Genomic DNA, 20,109 nt, shown 5'->3' with positions numbered 1-20,109 from the left:
GTGTGAGATGAAATATTGACTATTGCCCTTCACTCCAATGCCAAATTGTTTCGCCGTATGCCGCATCGTCAAAAACAGGCATCACCTGGCCTTGCACGAAGTGGCTGCGGCTGTGTAATTTTGCTGAGGTTTCCCAGAAACCACTTTTGGGACACGGATTTCCCCCTTCAACACGGCGGACATTGTGCTGCTGTTTCGTATACAAGCTGGTGTAACGGTTTTCTTCGCGTAATTTTCGCCCGTAGTCTACAAGGTCTTTTGGATAGACCAGGTGATTGATACCGCTGTCATCGAGATCGAGTAGATAGACTGTTGCGCCTGCTTCGAATGCCCAGTAACCATAATAACCGGAATAACCTTCCTCGTTGATATGCAAGTGTTCGTCATACCAGCGTGGATGATCCTTCATGGCTGGGTACCATAATTTCAAATAATTTTTCACAAGATTGAGCGTCGCACTTTCGTCTTCTTCATAAAATACCTGCAGCAGCGTGTCATAGGGTTTTCCAAGAATGCAACTGTCTAGATTTATTTCTTCTTCGACATATCCGCCAATTAATTGTTCGAATAAACCATCTTGACCACGGTGACTACGTAGCACATTAATGATGCGCATGACCGATTGCTGGTCGCGCAGTAAAATGGCAATGCTAATTAATTGAAGGGTATTTTCGTATTCAAAAAGATTGGAAAATTGCGGGGCGCCTACATATTCGTAAGGTCCAAATTCTGGAAATTCAAGTGCAGCATCCTGTTGAAACGATTGATATACATCATTCCATTTTTCAAATTCGTCGATAATAACGGCAAGGCGCGAGGCAAGTTCATGGATGGGGACGCCTGCGGTGTAGTCCAATATCCAGAGCCAAAATAGTTCAAGATGCAAGAACTGATAAATCGAATTTTCACTTTGCGTTGTACTGGCTACATTTTCATTATCATTTCCTACTTCAATGAGAAGAAGTTGATTTTCCCGTGTTCTATTGTAAAGTTCTTCATGGAGAAATTGCTGTCTGCGTCGGTGATGAAAGGGTAAATCTTCCATGGCTACTTGCTTTTTTCTTGGGTAAATTGTATTCGTGTCAAAGAAGGTACGGGCATGCTGAAACCGCAATGCATGATTGCCTTTTTCAGTCGAGCATCAGCTCGATGGTTCCGAACATCAGTATCGTCGCTGTTTTTTATGCGTTCAGGAAGCGCCACACCGTCAAGCCACAGGCGCAATCCAGATTGCGCATGATCTCGCCTTGTTCAAATCGCCGGGTTTGCGGCGGAATGTCCAGCGCTTGCCACTGTCCGGTCTGCGGGCAGGCCTCGCCGGCGTAGGCGTGCAATTCCAAAGGCTTATGCGCTGACGCAGCTCGGCGCTGGGCCAATCGCTGGCTGTGCGAGATGGAATGTGGCTATTGTTCTTCACTCCAATACCAGATGGTTTCACCGTATGCCGCATCGTCAAAAACAGGCATTATTTGGCCTTGCGCGAAGTGGCTGCGGCTGTGCAATTTTGCTGGGGTTTCCCAGAAGCCAGTTTGAGGGCAGGGCTCGCCGCCCTCGACGCGTCCCTTGCGCATCAGTGGTTCTGTTTCCTGACTGGTAAAGCGGCCTACTTCCCATAACTGTCGTGCATAATCGACCAGGTCTTTGGGGTAGACCAGATGGTCGATCTGGCTGTCGTCCAGGTCGAGTATAAAGACGGTCGCCCCTGCTTCGAATGCCCAGTAGCCGTAATAGGCGGCATAGCCTTCCTCGTTGATGTTGAGATGCTCATCGTACCAGCGCGGATGATTTCTCATAGCTGGGTACCACTGTTTCAGGTATTTTTGCAGCAGGACTAAGCTAGCTTTCTCATCTTCCTCATAGAATACTTGCAACAGGGTGTCGTAGGGTTTGCTGATAATGCAGGTGTCGAGGTCTTGACTGTCCTCGACATATGCGCCAATTAATTGCTCGAACAGCCCATCGTGGCCACGGTGGCTACGCAGTACGTGGATGATGCGTCGCACCGAACGCTGATCGCGTAGCAGGATGGCGATGCTGAGTAGTTGAAGCGTGTCTTCATAATCGGAAAGGATGGAAAATTGTGGCGCTCCCTCGTATTCGTATGGCCCGTATTCTGGAAAGTCAAGCGCCGCTTCCTGTTGATAAAGTTGATCGACTTCATTCCATTCTTCAAATTTATCCACGATGCCTGCAATGCGCGGCGCCAGTGCATCGATCGGCTCACCTGCCGTATAGTCGAGTATCCAGATCCATAGCGCTTCCAAATACAAAAACTGGTAAATGACAGTTTGACTTTGTGTTGATTCGGCCACTCTTTTGTTGGCAAGTTGACCTTTAATTAGTGAAAGTTGATTTTCTCGAGTTTTAGTGTAAAGCTCCTCATAAAGGAATTGTTGGCGACGGCGTTCATGGAATTCTGGGTTCTTCATTGTTATTTTCTCCGCTTTCTCTTTCCTGAAACTGCTTTGCTTGATTTATTCTTGTTCTCTTGCTGTTCTTGTTGATCGACTGGTTTTTTAGACGTTGCTTTTTCGAGGCTTCTACGTCCTTTGTCTATGCGATCAATTTCCATATAGTTGAATGTGTCGCTTATGCCATGAGTTTCTTTGTGTTTGTCATGTATTTTTATATTGTAATGATCACCTGACGCGAGTAATTCCAATGTCGCTGCAAGATGGTCGACAACTCCAGGTGCTGCTGCTAACTTGAGCTTGCCATGCGGGTGTGCCGCCGTCACGAACGGATTAGAGAGTGCGGTGCTTCCCAGTATTAGATATGTCCAGCGATTTTTTAAATTTTCAACGGATTGCATGGCACCGTTTTTGGTGCTGTTGGTAAGCCATTTTTTCCCCATCTGCGTGCCCTTTATACGTTCACCGAGCAAAGTCCATAACATCAGCTCTCTGTCGTTGAGGGATGCCGGGGGGCGTGGGATGTTGCCACGTTCCACTTCCTTTTGCAGCCGCTGGAACAGTGTGTAGGCACTGCTACTGAATTTTGCTTCGATGAAATGGAAAGTGTCGCTATTTGTCTGCCAGATGGTATCCACACCATTTTGTAGCATTTTTTTTAAGTCTTCGGGTACAAGCTCTGTCGGGCGTTTGTGTGCGTTATCGGGACCGACAACGCGCGGGTAGTCAAAGCGCCATTTTCCATTGACGTTACCGTGCGGCCAGGCGGTGGCTTTTTTAAGCACGTGTTCCATATGATAATAATCTGCCATATGCTCGCCGATGAGTCCCTTTGGCCCGAATGGCACTTTGGACAGCAATTCGCGAATCGGCCGCGACGTATTCTTCACCGGTGCGGTGCCGCCGTCGCTGCTCTGGCGGTGCGAGTCGTCCACGGGTTTGTGTTCCTTGCCCTTGCCCGGCGAGTCCCGTTCTTTGGTTTTTGCTTTGGTATCCACGCCCTTGGTTTTTTTATCGGTGCTGATCGTGGGCGACTTGAACTGGGCGTTGGCGCTGTGCGGATGTGTGTTGCCGGGCTTGTGATTGTGCCTGGCTGCCGTATTGGCGCCGGTGCCGGCTGCGACGGCGATTTTTTTTGCCGCCCATAACGCGTCTTCGCCCAGCATGTCCTCGATCAAGTCCTGCAACGCCTTGGCGCCTTGCGCAATGCCGGCCTTGAGGGGGCCGCGCACCGCCTCGACTTGCGGCTTCATGTCGCGTGCCAAATGCTGCAAGTCCGACGGCAGCCACCAATGGCTGGTCGACAGGTAGCCGAGCAATTGCACGCAGTTGTCCAGCGCGCTCATGGCCGTGCTGATTGCCAGCTGGGTGTTTTGCGCCCACTGGAAGGTTTTCAGGAATTTGATCGCGGCGCCCTTGCTCTTGCCCAGCATGGCTTCGATCATGACATTGCCGCCAGCGGCCGCCGCGCCAACCTCCTTGCGGTACTTGCGCAAAGGCTTGATGATGGTCTTGAACAGGCTGCCGACTTCCGGAATGCAGCCGAACGCCGCCAGCGCCATGTCGACCCAGTCATCGCGGGTCGCGCGCGACACGCCTTTCCTGCCGACCCGGTAGATCATGCCCGAGACATCGCGCACATCCATCACTTGGTCAACCACGGGGATCAGGGAAATGGCGCCGCCGACGATCATGGCGGCCTTGCCCTGGTCATCCTCGAAGTCGCCCAGGATCAGGTCCTTGAAAAACTCTACAATCTCATCGACAAAGTTCTGGCTCATGGTTGGGGATCCGGTTTACTGCTTTTCCTGGCCGCTTCCAGCAATGCGGAAGCCTGTTTCAGCTGCTGCCTCGCTTGCTGCAGACGGGGTTCCGCTAGCAATGGCGGCGCTACCCAGTCGCGCTGGTCCTCGCCATATTCAATGTGATATGCGCCGGGAGGAATGTTTTCGAGGCGGGCATGGCCCTTGTCGTTGAGCAATCCACTGAGTGAAGTACCATTGGCGAACGTGATTTTGTAGGGGGAGTTAATGACAGGTTCGAGATCGCCATAATGCAGGTTCAGTTCGACTGCCCGGCCCAGGTCGGCCGCATTCGGCATCGCCGGCAAGGTGGGCTGGCTGCTCGCCGGCCCCGTCAATTCCTTCATGCAGGCGTTGAAATCGATCTTGCCCGGTCCATGCAGCATGATGTTGCCGCCTTCGAGGCGGATGTACGCGCCCTGGGCCGTCATCAGGATGTGCTGCTTGGCCGCCGCCGTGACGCTCTTGGCGGTGCTGCTGACGGTGATGGCCTTGTCGGCCGTCAGCCGTGTCGCATCGGACTGGCTTTGGCTGCTGACCTTGCCGCTGGCCGCATGCAGGCGGATGCCGGTCTCCTGGTTGGGCTTATCCTTGCTGCTGGCCTTACCATAGGTAAACAGGCTGATGCCCTTGCCCAGCGCGTACAGGCTGTTGCCCTGCGCGGCAAAGTTGAGATCCGCGCCCGCTGTCAGACTGCCATTGCCGCCGGCGACCAGCACGGCGTTGGCCGGTGTGGTGGCGGCGATGCCGGACGGACTGGACAATTGCAGCTGCGGATCGCCATACGCGCTGGCCTGGCCTTCGCCGCCCGCCGCCTGCTGGCCCTGGCCCGCAGCGGCGGCGCCCTCGGCCGTCGCGCCCAGGACCTCGATGCTGTGCTGCATCTGGGCAAGGGCGGGGAGCTGCGCGGCTGGCGCAGGCGTCTGCGGCTGGTCCGGCGTGGCAGCGGAAGCTGGCGCGGCCGCACCGGCTGTGGCCGGGCTGGGCATTTCGAGCGCGAAATGTTTTTGCGCCTGCTCGGCCAGCGAGGTCTGCAGTTGCAAGCTTTGCCTGAGCTGTTCCAGCGCTTCCTGCGCATCCATCTGGCTGCCGCCGGCATCGCGGCCATGCGCCGACAGCAGCATGCCCGCTCCCGCGCGCAGGGCGGCGCCGTGTTCTGTTTTCAGCTCGGCGCCAAAGCCGGACGGCGCCAGCCGCTGGTTGTCGCTCTGGTGGCGCAAATGGCCCAGGTTCAGTTCGGCCGTGCCCTGGTGGGGGCCGGCGTGGCGCTGCAAGGCGACGCGGCCCTGGCCCGGGCTGTCGTCGAATACCAGCTGGCTGTAGGGGCCGCCGCCGCCCTGGCTGGCTTGCATGGCTTGCGTCTTGATGCCGGACAAGGCCGCCGGATGGGCGTGGGCGCCGGCCTGGCCGGGAAACCAGGCCGGCGCGTTGCCCGTCGCCGCGCCCGTGCCCTGGCTGACCTGGTTGTTTTGCGCGTCTGCCTGGCCGCGGCCGTTGTACAGCGTGCCGATGACGACGGGGCGGTCGATATTGCCTTCCAGGAAATCGACGAGCACTTCCTGGCCCACGCGGGGCAGGGCGTTGCTGCCCCAGTTGGCGCCGGCGACGGGCGCCAGCGGCGTGGCGACCCTGACCCAGGTGCCGGCGCTATCGTCGCCGGGCGCGCCCGTGTGGCCGTCGGCTGCCGGATGCGCCAGCCGGCTATGGCTTTGCGCTCCCCGCTGCCAGTGGAATTGCACCTTGATGCGGTGGTCGCGGTCCGTATGCAGCTGGACGCCGGCCGGGCCGACGACGATGGCGGTCTGCTGGCCCATGATGCCGGGGCGCGGATGCAGCAGTTGCCCATGCTGGTCGGCATAGCTGCTGCGGTAGGGGATCTTGCTGCGGATGGCGTCGATGCGGTTGCGGTAGGGCGGGCGTTCGCCGATGGTGTCGCCGACGGCGTGCAGGCTGCCGGCCGCTTCGTCGCCGATCAGCGCGTCGAGCAAGCCCTTGCCGAAGCGCTGCAGCAGTCCGCCGCCGAGTTCCGCATCGAGGTTGTTATGCATCAGGTGCACCGTGCGGGTGACGAGGAAGGTCGCTGCGTCGCCATCGCCCGCCGCGTCCGTTTGCGCCTGGCCGCTCAGGGTGAAGGTGGTGCCGGGCGCCAGGGTGCGCACGGTGCCGGCGCCGGTAAACACTTCGCTGGCCGCCGTCAGCGCCTGCAATTGGCGCTCGGCAAGCCGTTGTCCGTGCTCGCGCGACGGGTAGGCATAGGCGCCGGGAGCGTCGCGGCTGACCAGCGCCATCGTCCCGTCCCTGGCGCCAGCGGTGCTGATGGGGCGCTGGCCCAGCGCGCGGTAATCCCAGCTCGACAGTTCGATGCCGTTGGTTTGCTGGCGCAACTGCATGCGCCAGCGGTCCATCGTGTCTTGCGGCATGACGGCGCCTGGCTGGCTGTAGGCGATGCTGGACTGGGTGTTGGGCTTGAAGCTGCCGTTGTGATCGGCGATGACGAGGGTATGGCTGCCCAGGCTGGCGCTGCCCGCATCGCCCGTGTGTTCCGCATAATAAAACAGCCCTTCCTCGCTCATCAGCCGTTCCGCAAAGGCCCAGTCGCTTTCCTGATACTGGCTGCAGATGCTGCGTTTCGGATAGGCCGCGCGGTCGAGCAGGTCGAAGCGCCAGGCGGGCGCCAGCATGCCCTGGCCCTGGTAGCGGGCGAAGACGACTTCGAGGATGTCGGGTACCGCCAGGTCCTGGAAGACGCGGCTGTCGCGGCCGTGCGCCAGGAAGGCCGTCCACGGCTGCATGGTCAGGTTGTAGCGGGCAAAGCCGCCGTTTGCGCCCGCCAGTTCGACGGCGGTGATGTGGCCGTGGAACGGGCGCCAGTCCTCGGTGCCGGCGGCCGTGCGCAATTCCAGCAGGATGGGCTGGCCGATCAGCGACTTGAGGGGAATGGCCGCGTCGAGCGACAGGGCGGCGATATTGAAGACATAGCCCAGTCCCAGGCCTTCCTCGCCGCGCACGCATTCGGCCAGCAGCTTGTCCGGGCCCAGGGGCGTACTCAGCTTCAGCAGGCGCGTGGCCTGGCTGAAGCCGTTGGCGACGGGTGACGTAGCAGGTGACGGCGACGCGCTTGCTTGGACCGGTTCGGACATTGATTGGAACTCCGTGTGGAGAAATGAGCGTACTTGCAATTAATTCAATGACTTGCTTATAAGATTACACCTTAGAAATAGTGATTTAACAAGCGCGATTCAATTGAATCGTGTGGCAGGCCGGGTCGTGCGCGGGCCGTGCGGGCCGTTTTTGCCCCTTCTGCTAGAGTGCGGATCTTGCCAATTCCACCATTACAAAAAATACTGCGAAATATTGCTTAAAAACAATAATATGGCGTGCCGTGCCTGTTTTTCGGCAGCCGTCCCACGTGAACCGGAGCAAGAATGAATACAATGAAATGCGCGGCTGCCGCCGTGCTGTGTGCCAGCCTGTCGCCCGCCATGGCGGCGGAATCCCCCGTCGAACCACCGTTTCTCGATGTGCTCGTCCATCAGTACGCCAGTTGCGTCCAACCCGCCTATCACCAGGCCGAGCTGCGGGTACAGGACGGGACGGGGCGCTACCAGATCGACGTCAAGGGCGAGGCTTACACGGTCGAACTGCAGGAACGCATGGGCTTTTCGCTGCAGGCGGGCATTGACGGTCCCGTGGCAGCCGTCGTCAAGCTGGACCGGCCGCCAACGGGGCAGTTCGGGGAGCAGGCGCGCTGGCGCGAACGCTGGCTGCGCGATGTGGCCGAGCGCAGCGGCGTGGCGCTGGAAGAGCGGGCGCTGGCCGGTGGCGCGCGCCTGCTGATCGTGAACAAGGGCGAGATCAAGGGCAATTATGTGGGCCAGTCCCTGCTGATCGATCCAGCGCGGCTGCTGTTCATCGATGTGGCGTGGCCGAACACGCTGGGGATCTATCGTGGCCCCGACGGCTTGCGGCATGTGCGGCAGGTGCAGGACGACGTCTGGCAGCGCCTGCTGTCTTGCCCGCCGGCTGCGTGACGCTGGCGGCCGCCGCATACCCCTACTGCGCGCACGCGCATAGACAAATAATAATGATTCTCATTTATAATTCGAATCCATGGGGGTGCGATGGGCTGGCGCCATGGCGCCACGGTCGGTGAAGGAGGGCATGATGGGCAGTGTGTATGGCAACGAAGACATGATCGCGCACGAGCATCGCGTGCTGATGGGGGAATATGGCCGCGCGCAGGCGCGTTGCAGTGCGCAACTGGCTGCGCAGGCGGCCCGCATCGCGCAGCTGGAGTCGGAATTGATGCGCGCGCGGGCGCAGGTCGTGATCCGCGATACCCGGCTGGCGCTGGCGCGCGACGAACTGGCCGAACTGGCGGCCAGCGTGCCGGGCTTGCCGACGCGCGCCCGGCTGGCCCGCCGGGTCGAGTGGCTCGGCGAACGGGTGCAGGACCTGATGCGCGAATTGCTGCGCCTGCAGTGGCTGCCCGCGCCTTCCGTCGTACCTTTGCCCGCCTTGCAGGCCGATGTGCGCGAAAAAGCCGTGCTATATGTGAGCAACTATTCAAGCCTGGAGCTTGGCCAGGACGCGGGTGGCGCCAACGTGGCGCAGCAAGCCATCGAGCAGGCCGGCGGGCGCTTCCTGCACCATGCCGGCGGCGACGATGGCGCCGACGATGCGGCGGCGCTGGAAGCGGGCCTGGTGGCGGCCGACCTGGTGATTTGCCAGACGGGCTGCGTCAGCCACGACGCCTACTGGCGCGTGCACGACCACTGCAAGCGCACGGGCAAGCAGTGCGTGCTGGTGGACCAGCCGCAAGCCATGCATTTCGTGCGCAAGGAAGCGCTGGCCGCTTCTTAACGCCCGCTTAATCCGCATCGGGCAGAATGGCCGTCCATTTGACGTTATAAAGAGCGCCCATGCTGTCCCTGCAAATCGGTCCCATGGCCCTGCCTACGGGCCTGGTCCTGCTGATCGTTTCCCTGTGCGTCGCCTACGGCGCGGCGTGGTCGCTACGGCGCTATCGCCAACTGCCGGACGCCGGTTCCCTCGTTTCCGACATGCTGATTGCCGGCTTGCTGGCGGCGCGGCTGGCATTCGTCTTGCGCTGGCACGAACAGTATTTCAGCTCCCCCTTGGCGGCACCCTGGTCCATCCTCAATATCCGCGACGGCGGGTTTCTGGCGCCGGCCGGCATCGCCGCCGCGCTGGCCATCGCCGCGTGGCGCTGCCGGCGTCCCGCCATGGCGGCCATGCGCCGCCCTCTCGCCATCAGCGTGGCATCGGGCGCGCTGGTCTGGGGCGTGCTGAGCGCAGGGATCTCGCTGGCCTACGACAAGCCGGCGGCCTTGCCGACCGTGGCGCTGCAGGCGCTCGATGGCGCGCCGGTGACCCTGGCGGCGCTGGCCGGCGGCAAGCCGCTGGTGGTCAATCTGTGGGCCAGCTGGTGCCCGCCGTGCCGGCGCGAGATGCCTGTGCTGGCCGCCGCGCAGCAGGCGCGCGCCGATATCGTCTTCGTGTATGCGAACCAGCGCGAGGATGCGGCAGCGGCCAGCGCTTTCCTGGACAGGAGCGGTGTGACCCTGCGCAATGTGCTGCTCGACAGCGAGGCGGCGCTGGGCAAGGCGGCCGGTTCCTCGGCCCTGCCCACCACCCTGTTCTATGACGCGCAGGGGCGCCTGGTCGATACGCACCTGGGCGAATTGTCCGACGCTTCGCTGGCCAGCAAGCTGCGCAAGATCGCGCCGGCGCCATAGCGCCTGTTCCTGCCTGAATGAGCCGCCCATCCGCGAGGATGCGCGGCTTTTTTTTAACGCCTTGCCGCACGCGGCGCGCTTTCTGATAGTATACCCCCCTATAGTATTTATCGGAGTGAAACCATGGGACACACGGCGCACAACAAGACCAAGCTGTTGAACAGGATCAAACGCATCAAGGGACAGGTGGAAGGCCTGGAGCGGGGCCTGGAAGAGGGGCGCGACTGCGGCGAAGTGCTGCAGCTGATCGCGGCCGTGCGCGGCGCCGTGAATGGCCTGATGGCCGAAGTCATCGAAGAACACCTGCGCGAGCACGTGGCCAGTCCCGATATCTCCGGCGACGAGCGGGCCAGGGGCGCCGACGACATCGCAGGCATCCTGCGCACCTACCTCAAATAAGGAGCACGTCATGCAAACGCCATCCATCAAGGAAGACCTGTCCGTCTGGCAGCATGAACACGTGTTTGGCGCAGCCAGCGACAAGGCGGAACGCCGCGCGCGCATCGTCATGTGGATCACCCTGGCCACCATGGTGCTGGAAATCGTCGCCGGTTGGTGGTACAACTCCATGGCCTTGCTGGCCGATGGCTGGCATATGAGTTCGCACGCGCTGGCCATCGGCCTGGCCGCGTTTGCGTATGCGGCCGCGCGCCGCTATGCGCGCGACCCGCGCTTTGCCTTCGGCACGTGGAAGATCGAAGTGCTGGCCGGCTACACGAGCGCCATCCTGCTGCTGGGCGTGGCCGTGCTGATGGTGGCCGCTTCCGTCGAACGCCTGTTCTCGCCGCAACCCATACACTATCCGCAGGCGATGGCGGTGGCGGCTTTCGGCCTGGCTGTCAACCTCGTGTGCGCGCTGATCCTCGGCGGGCACCACGACCATGGCCACGACCACGGGCATCATGATCATCATGACCATCACGGTCACCATGAGCAGCATGGCCACGGCGAAGACTTGAACATGAAGGCCGCGTACATCCACGTGCTGGCCGACGCCGCCACGTCCGTGCTGGCCATCCTTGCGCTGGCCGGCGCGTGGGCTTACGGCTGGCGCTGGCTCGATCCCGTGATGGGCATCGCGGGCGCCGTGCTGGTGGCCCTGTGGGCGAAAAAGCTGATGCAGGAGACGGGCAAGGTCTTGCTGGACCGCGAGATGGACCACCCCGTGGTGGATGAAATCCGCGAAGCCGTGGAAGTGGAAAGCGCCGGCGACACGCCGCGCGTCGTCGACCTGCACGTGTGGCGGGTCGGCAAGCAGCTGTATTCATGCGCCCTGTCCGTCGTCAGCCGCGACGCCAGCCTGACGGCGGCCGAACTGCGCGCGCGCATCGGCATCCACGAAGAAATTGTCCACAGCACCATCGAGATTATTCGCCGCCATTGATAATGATGGCGAAAAAAGCAAGCTGATGCGGGGCGTAGGCAGTATAATGTCGGCTTTTACAGCACGCGCTGTTCACCAGACAGAGAAGAAAATGAGCACATTACCACCATGCCCGCAATGCCAATCCGAATTCACGTATGAAGACGGCAGCCAGTTGATCTGCCCTGAATGCGCGCATGAATGGTCGGCCACGGCTGCAGAAGCGGCGGACGAGGGCGCCAAGGTGTACCGTGATTCGGCCGGCAATATCCTGCAGGACGGCGACACGGTCAGCGTCATCAAGGACTTGAAATTGAAGGGCGGCGGCGGTGTCGTCAAGATGGGCACCAAGGTCAAGAACATCCGCCTGGTCGACAGCGACCACGATATCGATTGCAAGATCGACGGCTTCGGTTCCATGAGCCTGAAAACCGAGTTCGTGAAAAAGGTCTAAGCCTTTTCCTTGCCATTCGCGGCGCGCCTCGCATTCCTGCCGGCGCGCCGTTTTTTATTCAGAATCCATGCAAATCGATCATCTCCGCCAGCGCCTGCGCGCCCTGGGCGCCAAGCCCCTGCACGAACAGCGCGTGCTGCGCGATTGGATACAGGCGCAGCCGCATGACCAGGGCCGGCGCCGCGCCGAGGATTTTTTGCCGCTGCCCGTGCGCGAGGCCTTGCCCGCGCTCGACCTGGGATTGCAGGGCATGCTGAAATTGCTCAGCACGCACCCGGGCGCCGACGGTTCCGCGCGCCTGCTGGTGGGGCTGCACGATGGCCAGACGGTGGAAAGCGTGCTGCTGCCGCGCGATGGCTTGTGCGTGTCCAGCCAGGTCGGTTGCGCCGTCGGCTGCCAGTTCTGCATGACGGGCCGCGACGGCTTGATCCGGCAAGTGACCAGTGGAGAAATTGTCGCCCAAGTGGTACTGGCGCGCACCTTGCGCCCCGTGAAAAAAGTCGTCTTCATGGGCATGGGCGAACCGGCGCATAACCTGAACAACGTGATGGAAGCGATCGAGCTGCTGGGCACCGAGGGCAATATCGGCCACAAGAACCTCGTGTTTTCCACCGTGGGCGACCCGCGCGCTTTCGAGCGCTTGCCGCAAGGTCGCGTCAAGCCGGCGCTGGCCCTGTCCCTGCACACGACGAAGCGAGAGCTGCGCGAACAGCTGCTGCCGCGCGCGCCCAGGCTCACCCCGCAGGAATTGGTGGACTTCGGCGAATCGTATGCGCGCCTGACTGGCTACCCGGTGCAGTACCAGTGGACCCTGATGGAAGGCGTCAACGATGGCGAGGACGAGATGGATGGCATCGTCGCGCTCTTGAAGGGGAAATATGCGGTGCTGAACATGATCCCGTATAACACCATAGCCGACTTGCCGTTCAAGCGCCCCAGCTGGGAAAAGGCCCGCGCGATCGCCGCCGCCCTGCACGCGCGCGGCGTGCTGACCAAATTGCGCGATTCGGCCGGGCAGGACGTGGAGGGCGGCTGCGGACAGTTGCGGGCGCGCGAAGCGAAGGGCAGGGTCATCCCCATCCGCGCCGGCGTCTAGACACCACCCAGCAAGTCGTTTTCATTCAATATCGCAAAGGCGATCTCGGGATGCGCGGCCAGGCAGCGGCGCACGGCGGCCGGAATGGCGGCGCGCGTCTTGCGGCACAGGCCGGGCCGCTCCAGCAGGCGGATCTGGAAACCTCGCACGGTGCGCACTTCGCCGCTGCCCGGTGTAATCTGCAATTCCACGCCCAGGTTGTCGCGCAAGCGCTGCTGCAGCTTTCGCAACTGCGCATGGGTGGCGATGCCCTCGATATGCGCCAGCAGGCGCTTTTCTTCCGTCAGGTTCAGGCGCAGGATGGCAAGGTCCGCCTGCGCATCGTCGAGCAGGCGCTCGCGTTCGCAGTCGCACAACTGCGGCGGGCACTCCTTACGGATTTCAAAGTCGACGATGCGCATACGCGGCTTCCAATGGCGATCCCGGATAAATCAAGTATCGTCCGCCACCTGGCGCATGTCAATCAGCGCGGGCTGACGATCAGGCGCCAGCGGATCGGCCCCTGCTCGCTGTTGTGCTTGTGGTGGTTTTGCGGCGGCATGACGTGGCCTTCCGTCGACACGATTTCGTGCGCGCAGCCGTCGCAGCGGTAGATACCCGAATACGGCACGGCTTCGCCCGGTGACGTCAGTTCATCGAAACGCGGGTGCATGGAGCGGGCCACGTAGCTGGGGTTCTTGTAGTCGGCCATGGATTCCTCGGGAAGTGGGCAGGTCCCATTCTGGCACACAATCGCGCGCGGCCTTGACCGCGTGTCTTGGCGTGCGCGCCGCCCTGTGTTGTAATGTTGATCATTCCGATTGAACACGCCAGGCCATGAGAACCCGCATCAAGATTTGCTGTATCGCTTCCATCGACGAAGCGCAACTGGCCATTGCCGCCGGCGCCGACGCGCTGGGCCTGGTGGCGGCCATGCCCTCCGGCCCTGGCCCGATTCCCGATGCGCGCATCGCGCAAATCGCCGCCTGGACGCCGCCGCCCGTGGCCACGTTCCTGCTGACGTCCGAGACGACGGCGCCAGCCATCGCTGAACACGTGCGCGCCACGCAGCCGTCCACCGTGCAGATCGTCGGGCATATCGACCCGGGAGAAGTGGCCGAACTGGCGCGCTTGCTGCCGCACGTGCGGCGCGTGCAGGTGATCCACGTGGAGGGCCCCGAGGCTTTGGCGCTGATTCCCGCCTACGCGCCCCACGTCCATGCGTTTTTGCTCGACTCGGGCCGTCCCGGCGCTGCCGTGCCTGAACTGGGCGGCACGGGCCGCACGCATGACTGGAGCATCAGCGCGCGCTTCGTGCGCGCCAGCCCCCGTCCCGTCTTCCTGGCCGGCGGGCTGGACGCCACCAACGTAGCCGACGCGCTGCGCCAGGTACGCCCCTACGGCATCGACCTGTGCTCGCGCGTGCGCACGGACGGCAAGCTCGATGTCATGAAGCTGGCCTTGCTGATGGCGGCCGTGCGCGACGCGGATGCGGCGCTGTATGCGGAAGGCTAATCGGCCGGCAGCTTGGCCATCTCGTGCACGAATGCTTCCGTAAATGCGGCCACCATGCCGCTGGCGGCGCGCGGCGAGATCAATCCCACGACGGAATGCGATTCTTCGTCCGGCAAGGGAATAAAACGCACGCCGGGCGGCGCCACCAGGCGCATGCTGTCCGGGACGATGGCGATGCCCATGTTCGCTTCGATCAGGTTCAGCTGTGAAGTCTTGCGCGACAGGGCGCGCGCCGCCTTTGGGAAGAATCCCTGCGCCAGGCACAGGCCCGCCACCAGGTAGCTGAGGCCTCCCCGGTCCTTGTGCGGGATCGAGACGAAGGCTTCGTCGCGCAGGGCGGCGATCGTCGTGCGTTCCAGCGCGGCCAATGGCGACATCGCTGACACGGCCACCACCAGCTTTTCCGCGTACAGTTCGCGTACGACGATGTTGGCATGCTTGCGCAGGGTGGGCAGGCGCACGAGGCCCAGGTCGGCGCGGCCTTCCTCGATGTCTGCCGCCTGGTTTTCCGACGATCCCTTCGACACATCGAGCGAAACGCCGGGGAACTGCGCCAGCAGGCGGTTCAGTACGGCGCCGATGGCGGGCGTGAGGGTGACGGAACTCGAATGCAGCAGGCGGATGATACCTTGCGCCCCTTGTCCCACATGGCGCGTCTGGCGCACGGTTTCGTCGATATCTTCGAGGATGCGTTTGGCCCGCTCATAAAAGACCTGCCCCGCAGGCGTCAGTTCGATATGGCGCGCATCGCGCGTCAGCAGCAGCGCCTGCACCTCGCCCTCCAGCTCCTTGATCTGCCGGCTCAGGGCCGATTGCGCGATATATAATTTTTCCGCCGCGCGCGAGTAGCTGCCCGCATCGACGACTTCGACAAAATAGCGGAACTGTCTGATGGAAATCAATCGTATGCCTTTTCGAGATCGGAGACTGCCTGATTTGATATTAGCCTGGCCCCCGGGGTTCGCGTTACAGTGGCCTGGTCTGCTGTCACTGCAAAGGAATGGCCATGCTGGAATTGATCGGGGTGCTGGGACTGCTCGTCAGTATTATCGTAAAACTGATTTTCGTCCAGATCGGCGGGGCGGCCGAGGGCAAGGAAGACTAGTATGCCAGGGTCGCCACATACGGAGCCGCCAAGCTCACAGGCTGCAGGCGGCAAGCTGGCGCGGCTCCTTCCCATTCCGCCAGCGGCAAGCCCGCGCACTTGAGTGCCGCCTCGCGCGCCGTCCACGCTTGCGCCAGGGCCAAGGGGCGTTGAGCATCGGGCAATGAAGCCAGCTCCTGTGTCACCTGCGGCCCCAGGTAATCGCGCGCCAGATTGCACCAGTCGGCAATAGCCTGCACCCGCATCACGTCAAGGCCGACAGGGCCGTGCAGATGGACGGCGGCCAGTGAGATGCCCTCGTCATGGGTCAATGACAAACCCGCCGCGCGGCCGGCCAGCAGCAGGCGCGGGGCCTGGCCAGGCGTCGACTCCACCGAAATCGCCTCGATGTCCAGCTTCAGCCACTGGGCTAGCGCCTCGCGCACGGCGGCGCGGATGCGCAAGCGGGCTTCGGCGCGCGGCAGCACGGCGGCGATGCCGATCACCAGCACGCCGTTTCCAGACCAGAGCACCGTACGATTCATCGACTGCGATCAGCTGCGCAGCGGCGCGGCCGGGCAGCCCGCCCAGTTGCTGCCGGCGGGGATGTGCTCGCCCTTCATCACCAGGGTCAACGGTCCCAGGCGCGCATTGTCGCCCACCTTGGCGCTGTACAGCACGGAGCTGCGCGGGCCCATGTAGACGCGCTGGCCGATTTCCACGTGGTCGATCTTCATCACGCGGTCTTCGAACAGATGCGTTTGCGGGCAGGTGAGGGCGTTCAATTCGCTGTAGTCGCCGATGTGCACGCAGTCGAATTCCGTGATGTCCGTCGTGTCCATGTAGACGCCGCGGCCGATCTTGCAGCCGAACAGGCGGAAGGCGAGAGGCAGCCACGGCGTGCCGCGCAGGTAGCGCATGAAGTTGGGCACGGCGATGCCTTCGTACAGATTCGTCACGCCTTCGGAAATCCACACGAATGGCGTCCACATGGGCGCCGCGTGCTTGCGGTAGCGTCCCAGCAGCAGCCATTTGAACAGCACCACCACCAGGAAATTGCCGATGCCGTAGGCGATGCCGGCGATCGCCAGGTCGCTGACCACTTCGCCCCAGCGGCCGGCACCCGCGATCGGCATCACGTCCAGCACCAGGGTATAGCCGACGGCGATCACCACCGCGTGCGGCGCGACGATGCGGAAGGCTTCGATCAGGCTGCGGCCCAGGCGGCGCAACAGCGATGGCTTGAACGTCAGGTGTTCGGCAAAGCCGCTGACCTGCTCGCGCGCGGGCAGGTGCATGGGCGGGGAGCCCAGCCAGGTGTCGCCGCTGTGCATCTGCTCATTGCGCGGCGCGTGCGTGTGTACGCCGATCAGCACGTGTTCGGGCAGTACGGTGCCATCCGGGATATAGCTGCCGTTGCCGACGAAGCTGCGGTGCGAGATGACGGTGGGGCGCATGGTCATCCAGCCGCCGTCGATCTGTTCGTCGCCCAGCATGACGGCGTCGGCGATGAAGGTGTCGTCGCCCAGGGTCAGCATGTCGGGCACCACGCCCAGCGCCGTGGAAATCTCGGCGCCCTTGCCCACCTTGGCGCCCAGCAGGCGGTACCAGTACGGCGCGTAGACGGTGGCGTAAATGCCGTGCAGCACGTTCAGGCTCGATTCCTGGATATGGCTGACCAGCCACTTGGCGCAATAGATATTGCTGTGCACGGGCGAACTGCCCGGCTTCAGGCGAGGCAGCGCGCCCCAGCGGATGGCGGCCGACAGCAGGGCCGTGAGCACGATCAGCACGGCGCTGGCGGGGAAGGCCAGCAGGAAGTAGCGGGCCAGCTGGGTCGTCACGTCGCGGCCCTGCAGCCACGGCATCATTTCGCGCTCGTCGAACCAGTCGATCAGCACGAAGCTGGGGAAGACGGGCATGAAGAACAGCACGGCGATGAGGACCATGCCAAAGCAGAAGAACAGGGTTTCGCCCGTCAGGCGCAGGCGCGAGACGGCGGGGCGCGGCGGCTGGCTGGCCACGTCAAACGGGCCGATATCGCGCGCGGGCGAGCCAGTCCAGACCCTGCCGGCCGGCACCGAGGCGCCATCGGCCAGCGCCGATTGCCCCTCCAGATGGCCAAACGCGCCTACGCTGGTATTGCCTTCCAGGATAGCGTAAGAGCTGATGCAGGCATCGTCGCCGATGCGGATCTGGCCCAGCAACAGGCGGCCCCGCTCGACCCTGGCGTTTTCAAAGTTGACGGCATTGCCCACGCTGACGTTGTCGCCGATGGCCAGCAGGTCGGGCGCGCGCAGGGTCATCGAGCCGATGACGACTTCCTTGCCCACCTTGGCGCCCAGCGCGCGCAGCCACCAGCTGTTCAGGGACGAGCCGCTGAGCAGGTAGGCGGGCGCCGATTCGACCAGGCGGTCTGCCAGCCACCAGCGGTAGTAGGTGACGCCCCACAGCGGATAGCTGCCCGGCTTCAGGCGCCCGGCGATCAGCCACTTGCCGGCAATCGCAATGGCAAATTCGGCCAGGGTCGCCAGCAGGAACACGCCGATGGAGGCGGCGATGGCGCGCGGCACGGTGTCGCCCGTGTCGCCCGTGAAGAAGTGGTAAGTGAAAAAGGGCGCCATCCACTGCGCCATGCGCAGGGTGACGAGGCCAGGCACGGCCGCCGCCTGCGCGGCGCCGCACAGCCAGCGTTTCCAGGTCGATGGCGGCGTCCATTCCGCTTCCGGCGTGGCCAGCGCGGGCGCTTCACCCAGCACGGCGGCGATCTTGCCGATCTGCCGGTTTTGGTAAATATCGCGCACCGTCATGTGGGCGTAGGCCGGATCGGCGCGCAGGGCGGATGCGAGGCGCGCAGCCAGGAAGGAATGGCCACCGAGGTCGCTGAAAAAATCCAGCCGGCGCAAGATCGCCTGGCCGGGAAACAGCTTGGCCAGCGCCGCGAACAGGGCCGCTTCGGCCGGCGTTTCCGGCACGTCCGATTCGCCTGCCTCGCCTGGGGGCGGCGCGGACAATGGCATGGCCTTTAATGCTTTCCGGTCGATCTTGCCGGAAGTGAGGCGCGGCATCAGCGGCAGCAATTCAAAACGGCCCGGCACCATATACGGCGGCAAATGCAGGTTCAGGGCAGCGCGCAGTGTTTTTGCCGCCAGGGCATCCTCGGGCGCCTCGTCGCTGCCGACGATATACGCCACCAGCTGGTCGATGCCGTCGTCCTTGCGTAGCAATACTGCCACCGTGCCCACGCCCGCCTGCTGCGCCAGCACGGCTTCGATTTCGCCCAGCTCCACGCGGAAGCCGCGAATTTTCACCTGGTCGTCGGCGCGGCCCAGGCACAGCACCTGGCCGTCCGCATCGATGCGCGCCAGGTCGCCTGTGCGGTACAGGCGCGCGTCATCGTCGCTGGTCGCCCAGGGATTGGGCAGGAATTTTTCCACCGTCAGGTCGGGCCGGCCCAGGTAACCCTCGGCCAGGCCGGGGCCGATGATGCACAATTCTCCCGTCTCGCCCCTTGGCAGCAGGGCCAGGGGACGGTTTTCTCCCGCTTCGGCCACCTGCAGCACCAGCAAGCCATAGTTGGGCAGCGGCGTGCCGATGGTGACCGGTTCGCCTGGCCGCAGGCGTGCCAGGCTGCACGAGACGGTGGCCTCCGTGGGCCCGTAGGTGTTGAACATGGCGCGGCCCGGGCGCGACCAGCGTTCGACCAGCGACTCCGGGCACATCTCGCCGCCCAGATTGATCAGGCGCAGGCTCGGTACTTCTTCGGCGAACAGGGCCAGCAGGGTCGGCACGGCGTGCAGAACGGTGACCTTGTTCTCTGCCAGGGCGCGCGGCAAGGCTTCCGGGTCGCCCGAGATATCCTTGGGGCCCAGCCACAGGGTGGCGCCCACCAGATAGGCGATCCAGATTTCCTCGAACGACATGTCGAAGGCGACGGAAAAGCCCTGGTAGACGGTGTCGTCCTGCGTCACTTCCAGCACGGCGTTTTCGCTGCGCAGGAAGTGGCAGATGCTGCGTTGATTGATCAGGATGCCCTTCGGCTTGCCCGTGGAGCCGGACGTGTAGATCACGTACGCCGGGTGTTCAGGCAGCACGGCGCCGCGCGCGGGCAGCGCTTCGCCCGGCGCGGCGGGCGCCAGCAGGCTTTCCACCGTCCATACGGGGCGGCCCACGCTGGCCTCCGCCAGGCGCGGTGCAAACTGCGCGCAGCTGATGACGCCTGCGCCATTGGCGTCATCGAGGCACACTTGCAGGCGCTCGACGGGCGTGTCTTCATCGACGGGCAGCCAGGCGGCACCCGCCTTGGCGATGGCTGCCTGCATCAGCAGCAAATGGGCGCCGCGCGGCAGCCACAGGCCCACGATGTCGCCGGGCTTGACGCCGGCAGCCACCAGGCGCGACGCGGCCAATCCTGCCTGCGCATCGAGCTCCGCATACGTGATGCGGCGTGCGCCATCGATCAGGGCGATTTGCTGCGGGCAGCGGCGGGCCGTCGCTTCCAGCAGGTCGGCCAGCACTTCCTCGCGCAGCAGATCCGGTCGCGGCGGGCCGTACAGGATGTCGGCATGGGTGGAAGGGGTGCCTGGGTTGGCTGCGGTGAAATCGTTCATGGATGACGCTTATCTGTAATGCGGTGTGAGGAATCT

Annotated in this window: 18 protein-coding genes; 8 read left to right on the top strand and 10 right to left on the bottom strand. The window is 62.8% G+C overall.

What is annotated here, in order from left to right:
• Positions 1-19: 19 nt before the first annotated feature.
• The 5 genes from O3298_RS17460 to O3298_RS17440 all read right to left on the bottom strand — a co-directional run bounded on the left by O3298_RS17460 (position 20) and on the right by O3298_RS17440 (position 7,353).
• A complete protein-coding gene (locus O3298_RS17460; protein WP_305060107.1) occupies positions 20-1,045 on the bottom strand; it encodes a PoNe immunity protein domain-containing protein in 1,026 nt (341 codons plus the stop codon).
• 136 nt (positions 1,046-1,181) lie between these two features.
• Positions 1,182-1,340, bottom strand: a complete 159-nt coding sequence (locus O3298_RS17455; protein WP_305060106.1) for a hypothetical protein — start codon at positions 1,338-1,340, stop codon at positions 1,182-1,184.
• A gap of 63 nt (positions 1,341-1,403) precedes the next feature.
• The gene (locus tag O3298_RS17450; protein WP_305060105.1) at positions 1,404-2,429 is read right to left on the bottom strand and encodes a PoNe immunity protein domain-containing protein; all 1,026 of its coding nucleotides are present in this window, start codon (positions 2,427-2,429) and stop codon (positions 1,404-1,406) included.
• A 2-nt stretch (positions 2,430-2,431) separates the two neighbouring features.
• Positions 2,432-4,192 (bottom strand): hypothetical protein, encoded by a 1,761-nt coding sequence (locus O3298_RS17445; protein WP_305060104.1) that lies wholly within the window; start codon positions 4,190-4,192, stop codon positions 2,432-2,434.
• Positions 4,189-7,353 carry a type VI secretion system Vgr family protein gene (locus tag O3298_RS17440; RefSeq protein WP_305060103.1) on the bottom strand — a complete coding sequence of 1,055 codons (3,165 nt, stop codon included), beginning with the start codon at positions 7,351-7,353 and terminating at the stop codon, positions 4,189-4,191. Before O3298_RS17440 ends, O3298_RS17445 begins: the two co-directional genes overlap by 4 nt.
• Before the next feature lie 285 nt (positions 7,354-7,638).
• On the opposite strand from O3298_RS17440, the gene O3298_RS17435 reads away from it, so the two are divergent.
• The 7 genes from O3298_RS17435 (at position 7,639) to O3298_RS17405 (ending at position 12,885) form a co-directional block, all read left to right on the top strand.
• The gene (locus O3298_RS17435; protein ID WP_305060102.1) at positions 7,639-8,244 is read left to right on the top strand and encodes a hypothetical protein; all 606 of its coding nucleotides are present in this window, start codon (positions 7,639-7,641) and stop codon (positions 8,242-8,244) included.
• A 103-nt stretch (positions 8,245-8,347) separates the two neighbouring features.
• Positions 8,348-9,076 carry a DUF2325 domain-containing protein gene (locus tag O3298_RS17430; RefSeq protein WP_369811601.1) on the top strand — a complete coding sequence of 243 codons (729 nt, stop codon included), beginning with the start codon at positions 8,348-8,350 and terminating at the stop codon, positions 9,074-9,076.
• A gap of 59 nt (positions 9,077-9,135) precedes the next feature.
• Positions 9,136-9,972, top strand: coding sequence for a TlpA disulfide reductase family protein (locus tag O3298_RS17425; protein WP_305060101.1), 837 nt, complete (start codon positions 9,136-9,138; stop codon positions 9,970-9,972).
• Positions 9,973-10,095: 123 nt separating this feature from the next.
• Positions 10,096-10,371 (top strand): metal/formaldehyde-sensitive transcriptional repressor, encoded by a 276-nt coding sequence (locus O3298_RS17420; protein WP_099664637.1) that lies wholly within the window; start codon positions 10,096-10,098, stop codon positions 10,369-10,371.
• A 10-nt stretch (positions 10,372-10,381) separates the two neighbouring features.
• Positions 10,382-11,356 carry a CDF family Co(II)/Ni(II) efflux transporter DmeF gene (dmeF, locus tag O3298_RS17415; protein WP_305060100.1) on the top strand — a complete coding sequence of 325 codons (975 nt, stop codon included), beginning with the start codon at positions 10,382-10,384 and terminating at the stop codon, positions 11,354-11,356.
• A gap of 91 nt (positions 11,357-11,447) precedes the next feature.
• Entirely contained in the window at positions 11,448-11,789 is a 342-nt protein-coding gene (locus O3298_RS17410) for a zinc ribbon domain-containing protein YjdM (protein WP_305060099.1), read from the top strand.
• A 67-nt stretch (positions 11,790-11,856) separates the two neighbouring features.
• Positions 11,857-12,885, top strand: a complete 1,029-nt coding sequence (locus O3298_RS17405; protein ID WP_305060098.1) for an RNA methyltransferase — start codon at positions 11,857-11,859, stop codon at positions 12,883-12,885.
• Here O3298_RS17405 and O3298_RS17400 read toward each other — a convergent pair.
• Positions 12,882-13,286 carry a hypothetical protein gene (locus O3298_RS17400; RefSeq protein WP_289911715.1) on the bottom strand — a complete coding sequence of 135 codons (405 nt, stop codon included), beginning with the start codon at positions 13,284-13,286 and terminating at the stop codon, positions 12,882-12,884. The genes O3298_RS17405 and O3298_RS17400 overlap by 4 nt on opposite strands.
• Before the next feature lie 62 nt (positions 13,287-13,348).
• A complete protein-coding gene (locus O3298_RS17395) occupies positions 13,349-13,576 on the bottom strand; it encodes a protein L (RefSeq protein WP_305060097.1) in 228 nt (75 codons plus the stop codon).
• Positions 13,577-13,701: 125 nt separating this feature from the next.
• Here O3298_RS17395 and O3298_RS17390 point away from each other — a divergent pair, with 125 nt between their 5' ends.
• The gene (locus O3298_RS17390; RefSeq protein WP_289906694.1) at positions 13,702-14,379 is read left to right on the top strand and encodes a phosphoribosylanthranilate isomerase; all 678 of its coding nucleotides are present in this window, start codon (positions 13,702-13,704) and stop codon (positions 14,377-14,379) included.
• Here O3298_RS17390 and O3298_RS17385 read toward each other — a convergent pair.
• From O3298_RS17385 to O3298_RS17375, 3 genes are all read right to left on the bottom strand, one after another.
• Positions 14,376-15,281: a LysR family transcriptional regulator gene (locus tag O3298_RS17385; RefSeq protein WP_305060096.1), complete on the bottom strand. Its 906-nt coding sequence runs from the start codon at positions 15,279-15,281 to the stop codon at positions 14,376-14,378. The genes O3298_RS17390 and O3298_RS17385 overlap by 4 nt on opposite strands.
• 199 nt (positions 15,282-15,480) lie before the next feature.
• On the bottom strand, positions 15,481-15,996 hold the full coding sequence (locus tag O3298_RS17380; RefSeq protein ID WP_305060095.1) for a 4'-phosphopantetheinyl transferase superfamily protein: 516 nt from the start codon (positions 15,994-15,996) through the stop codon (positions 15,481-15,483).
• Between the two features lie 21 nt (positions 15,997-16,017).
• Complete coding sequence (locus O3298_RS17375) at positions 16,018-20,073, bottom strand: Pls/PosA family non-ribosomal peptide synthetase (RefSeq protein ID WP_305060094.1); 4,056 nt, start codon at positions 20,071-20,073, stop codon at positions 16,018-16,020.
• Positions 20,074-20,109: the final 36 nt, after the last annotated feature.

Origin of the sequence: Janthinobacterium sp. SUN137, from assembly GCF_030587265.1 — a bacterium.
Lineage (GTDB): Bacteria > Pseudomonadota > Gammaproteobacteria > Burkholderiales > Burkholderiaceae_D > Janthinobacterium > Janthinobacterium kumbetense.
Note: the sequence above shows the minus strand (reverse complement) of the source record. Positions and strands in the feature narration are given on the sequence as shown.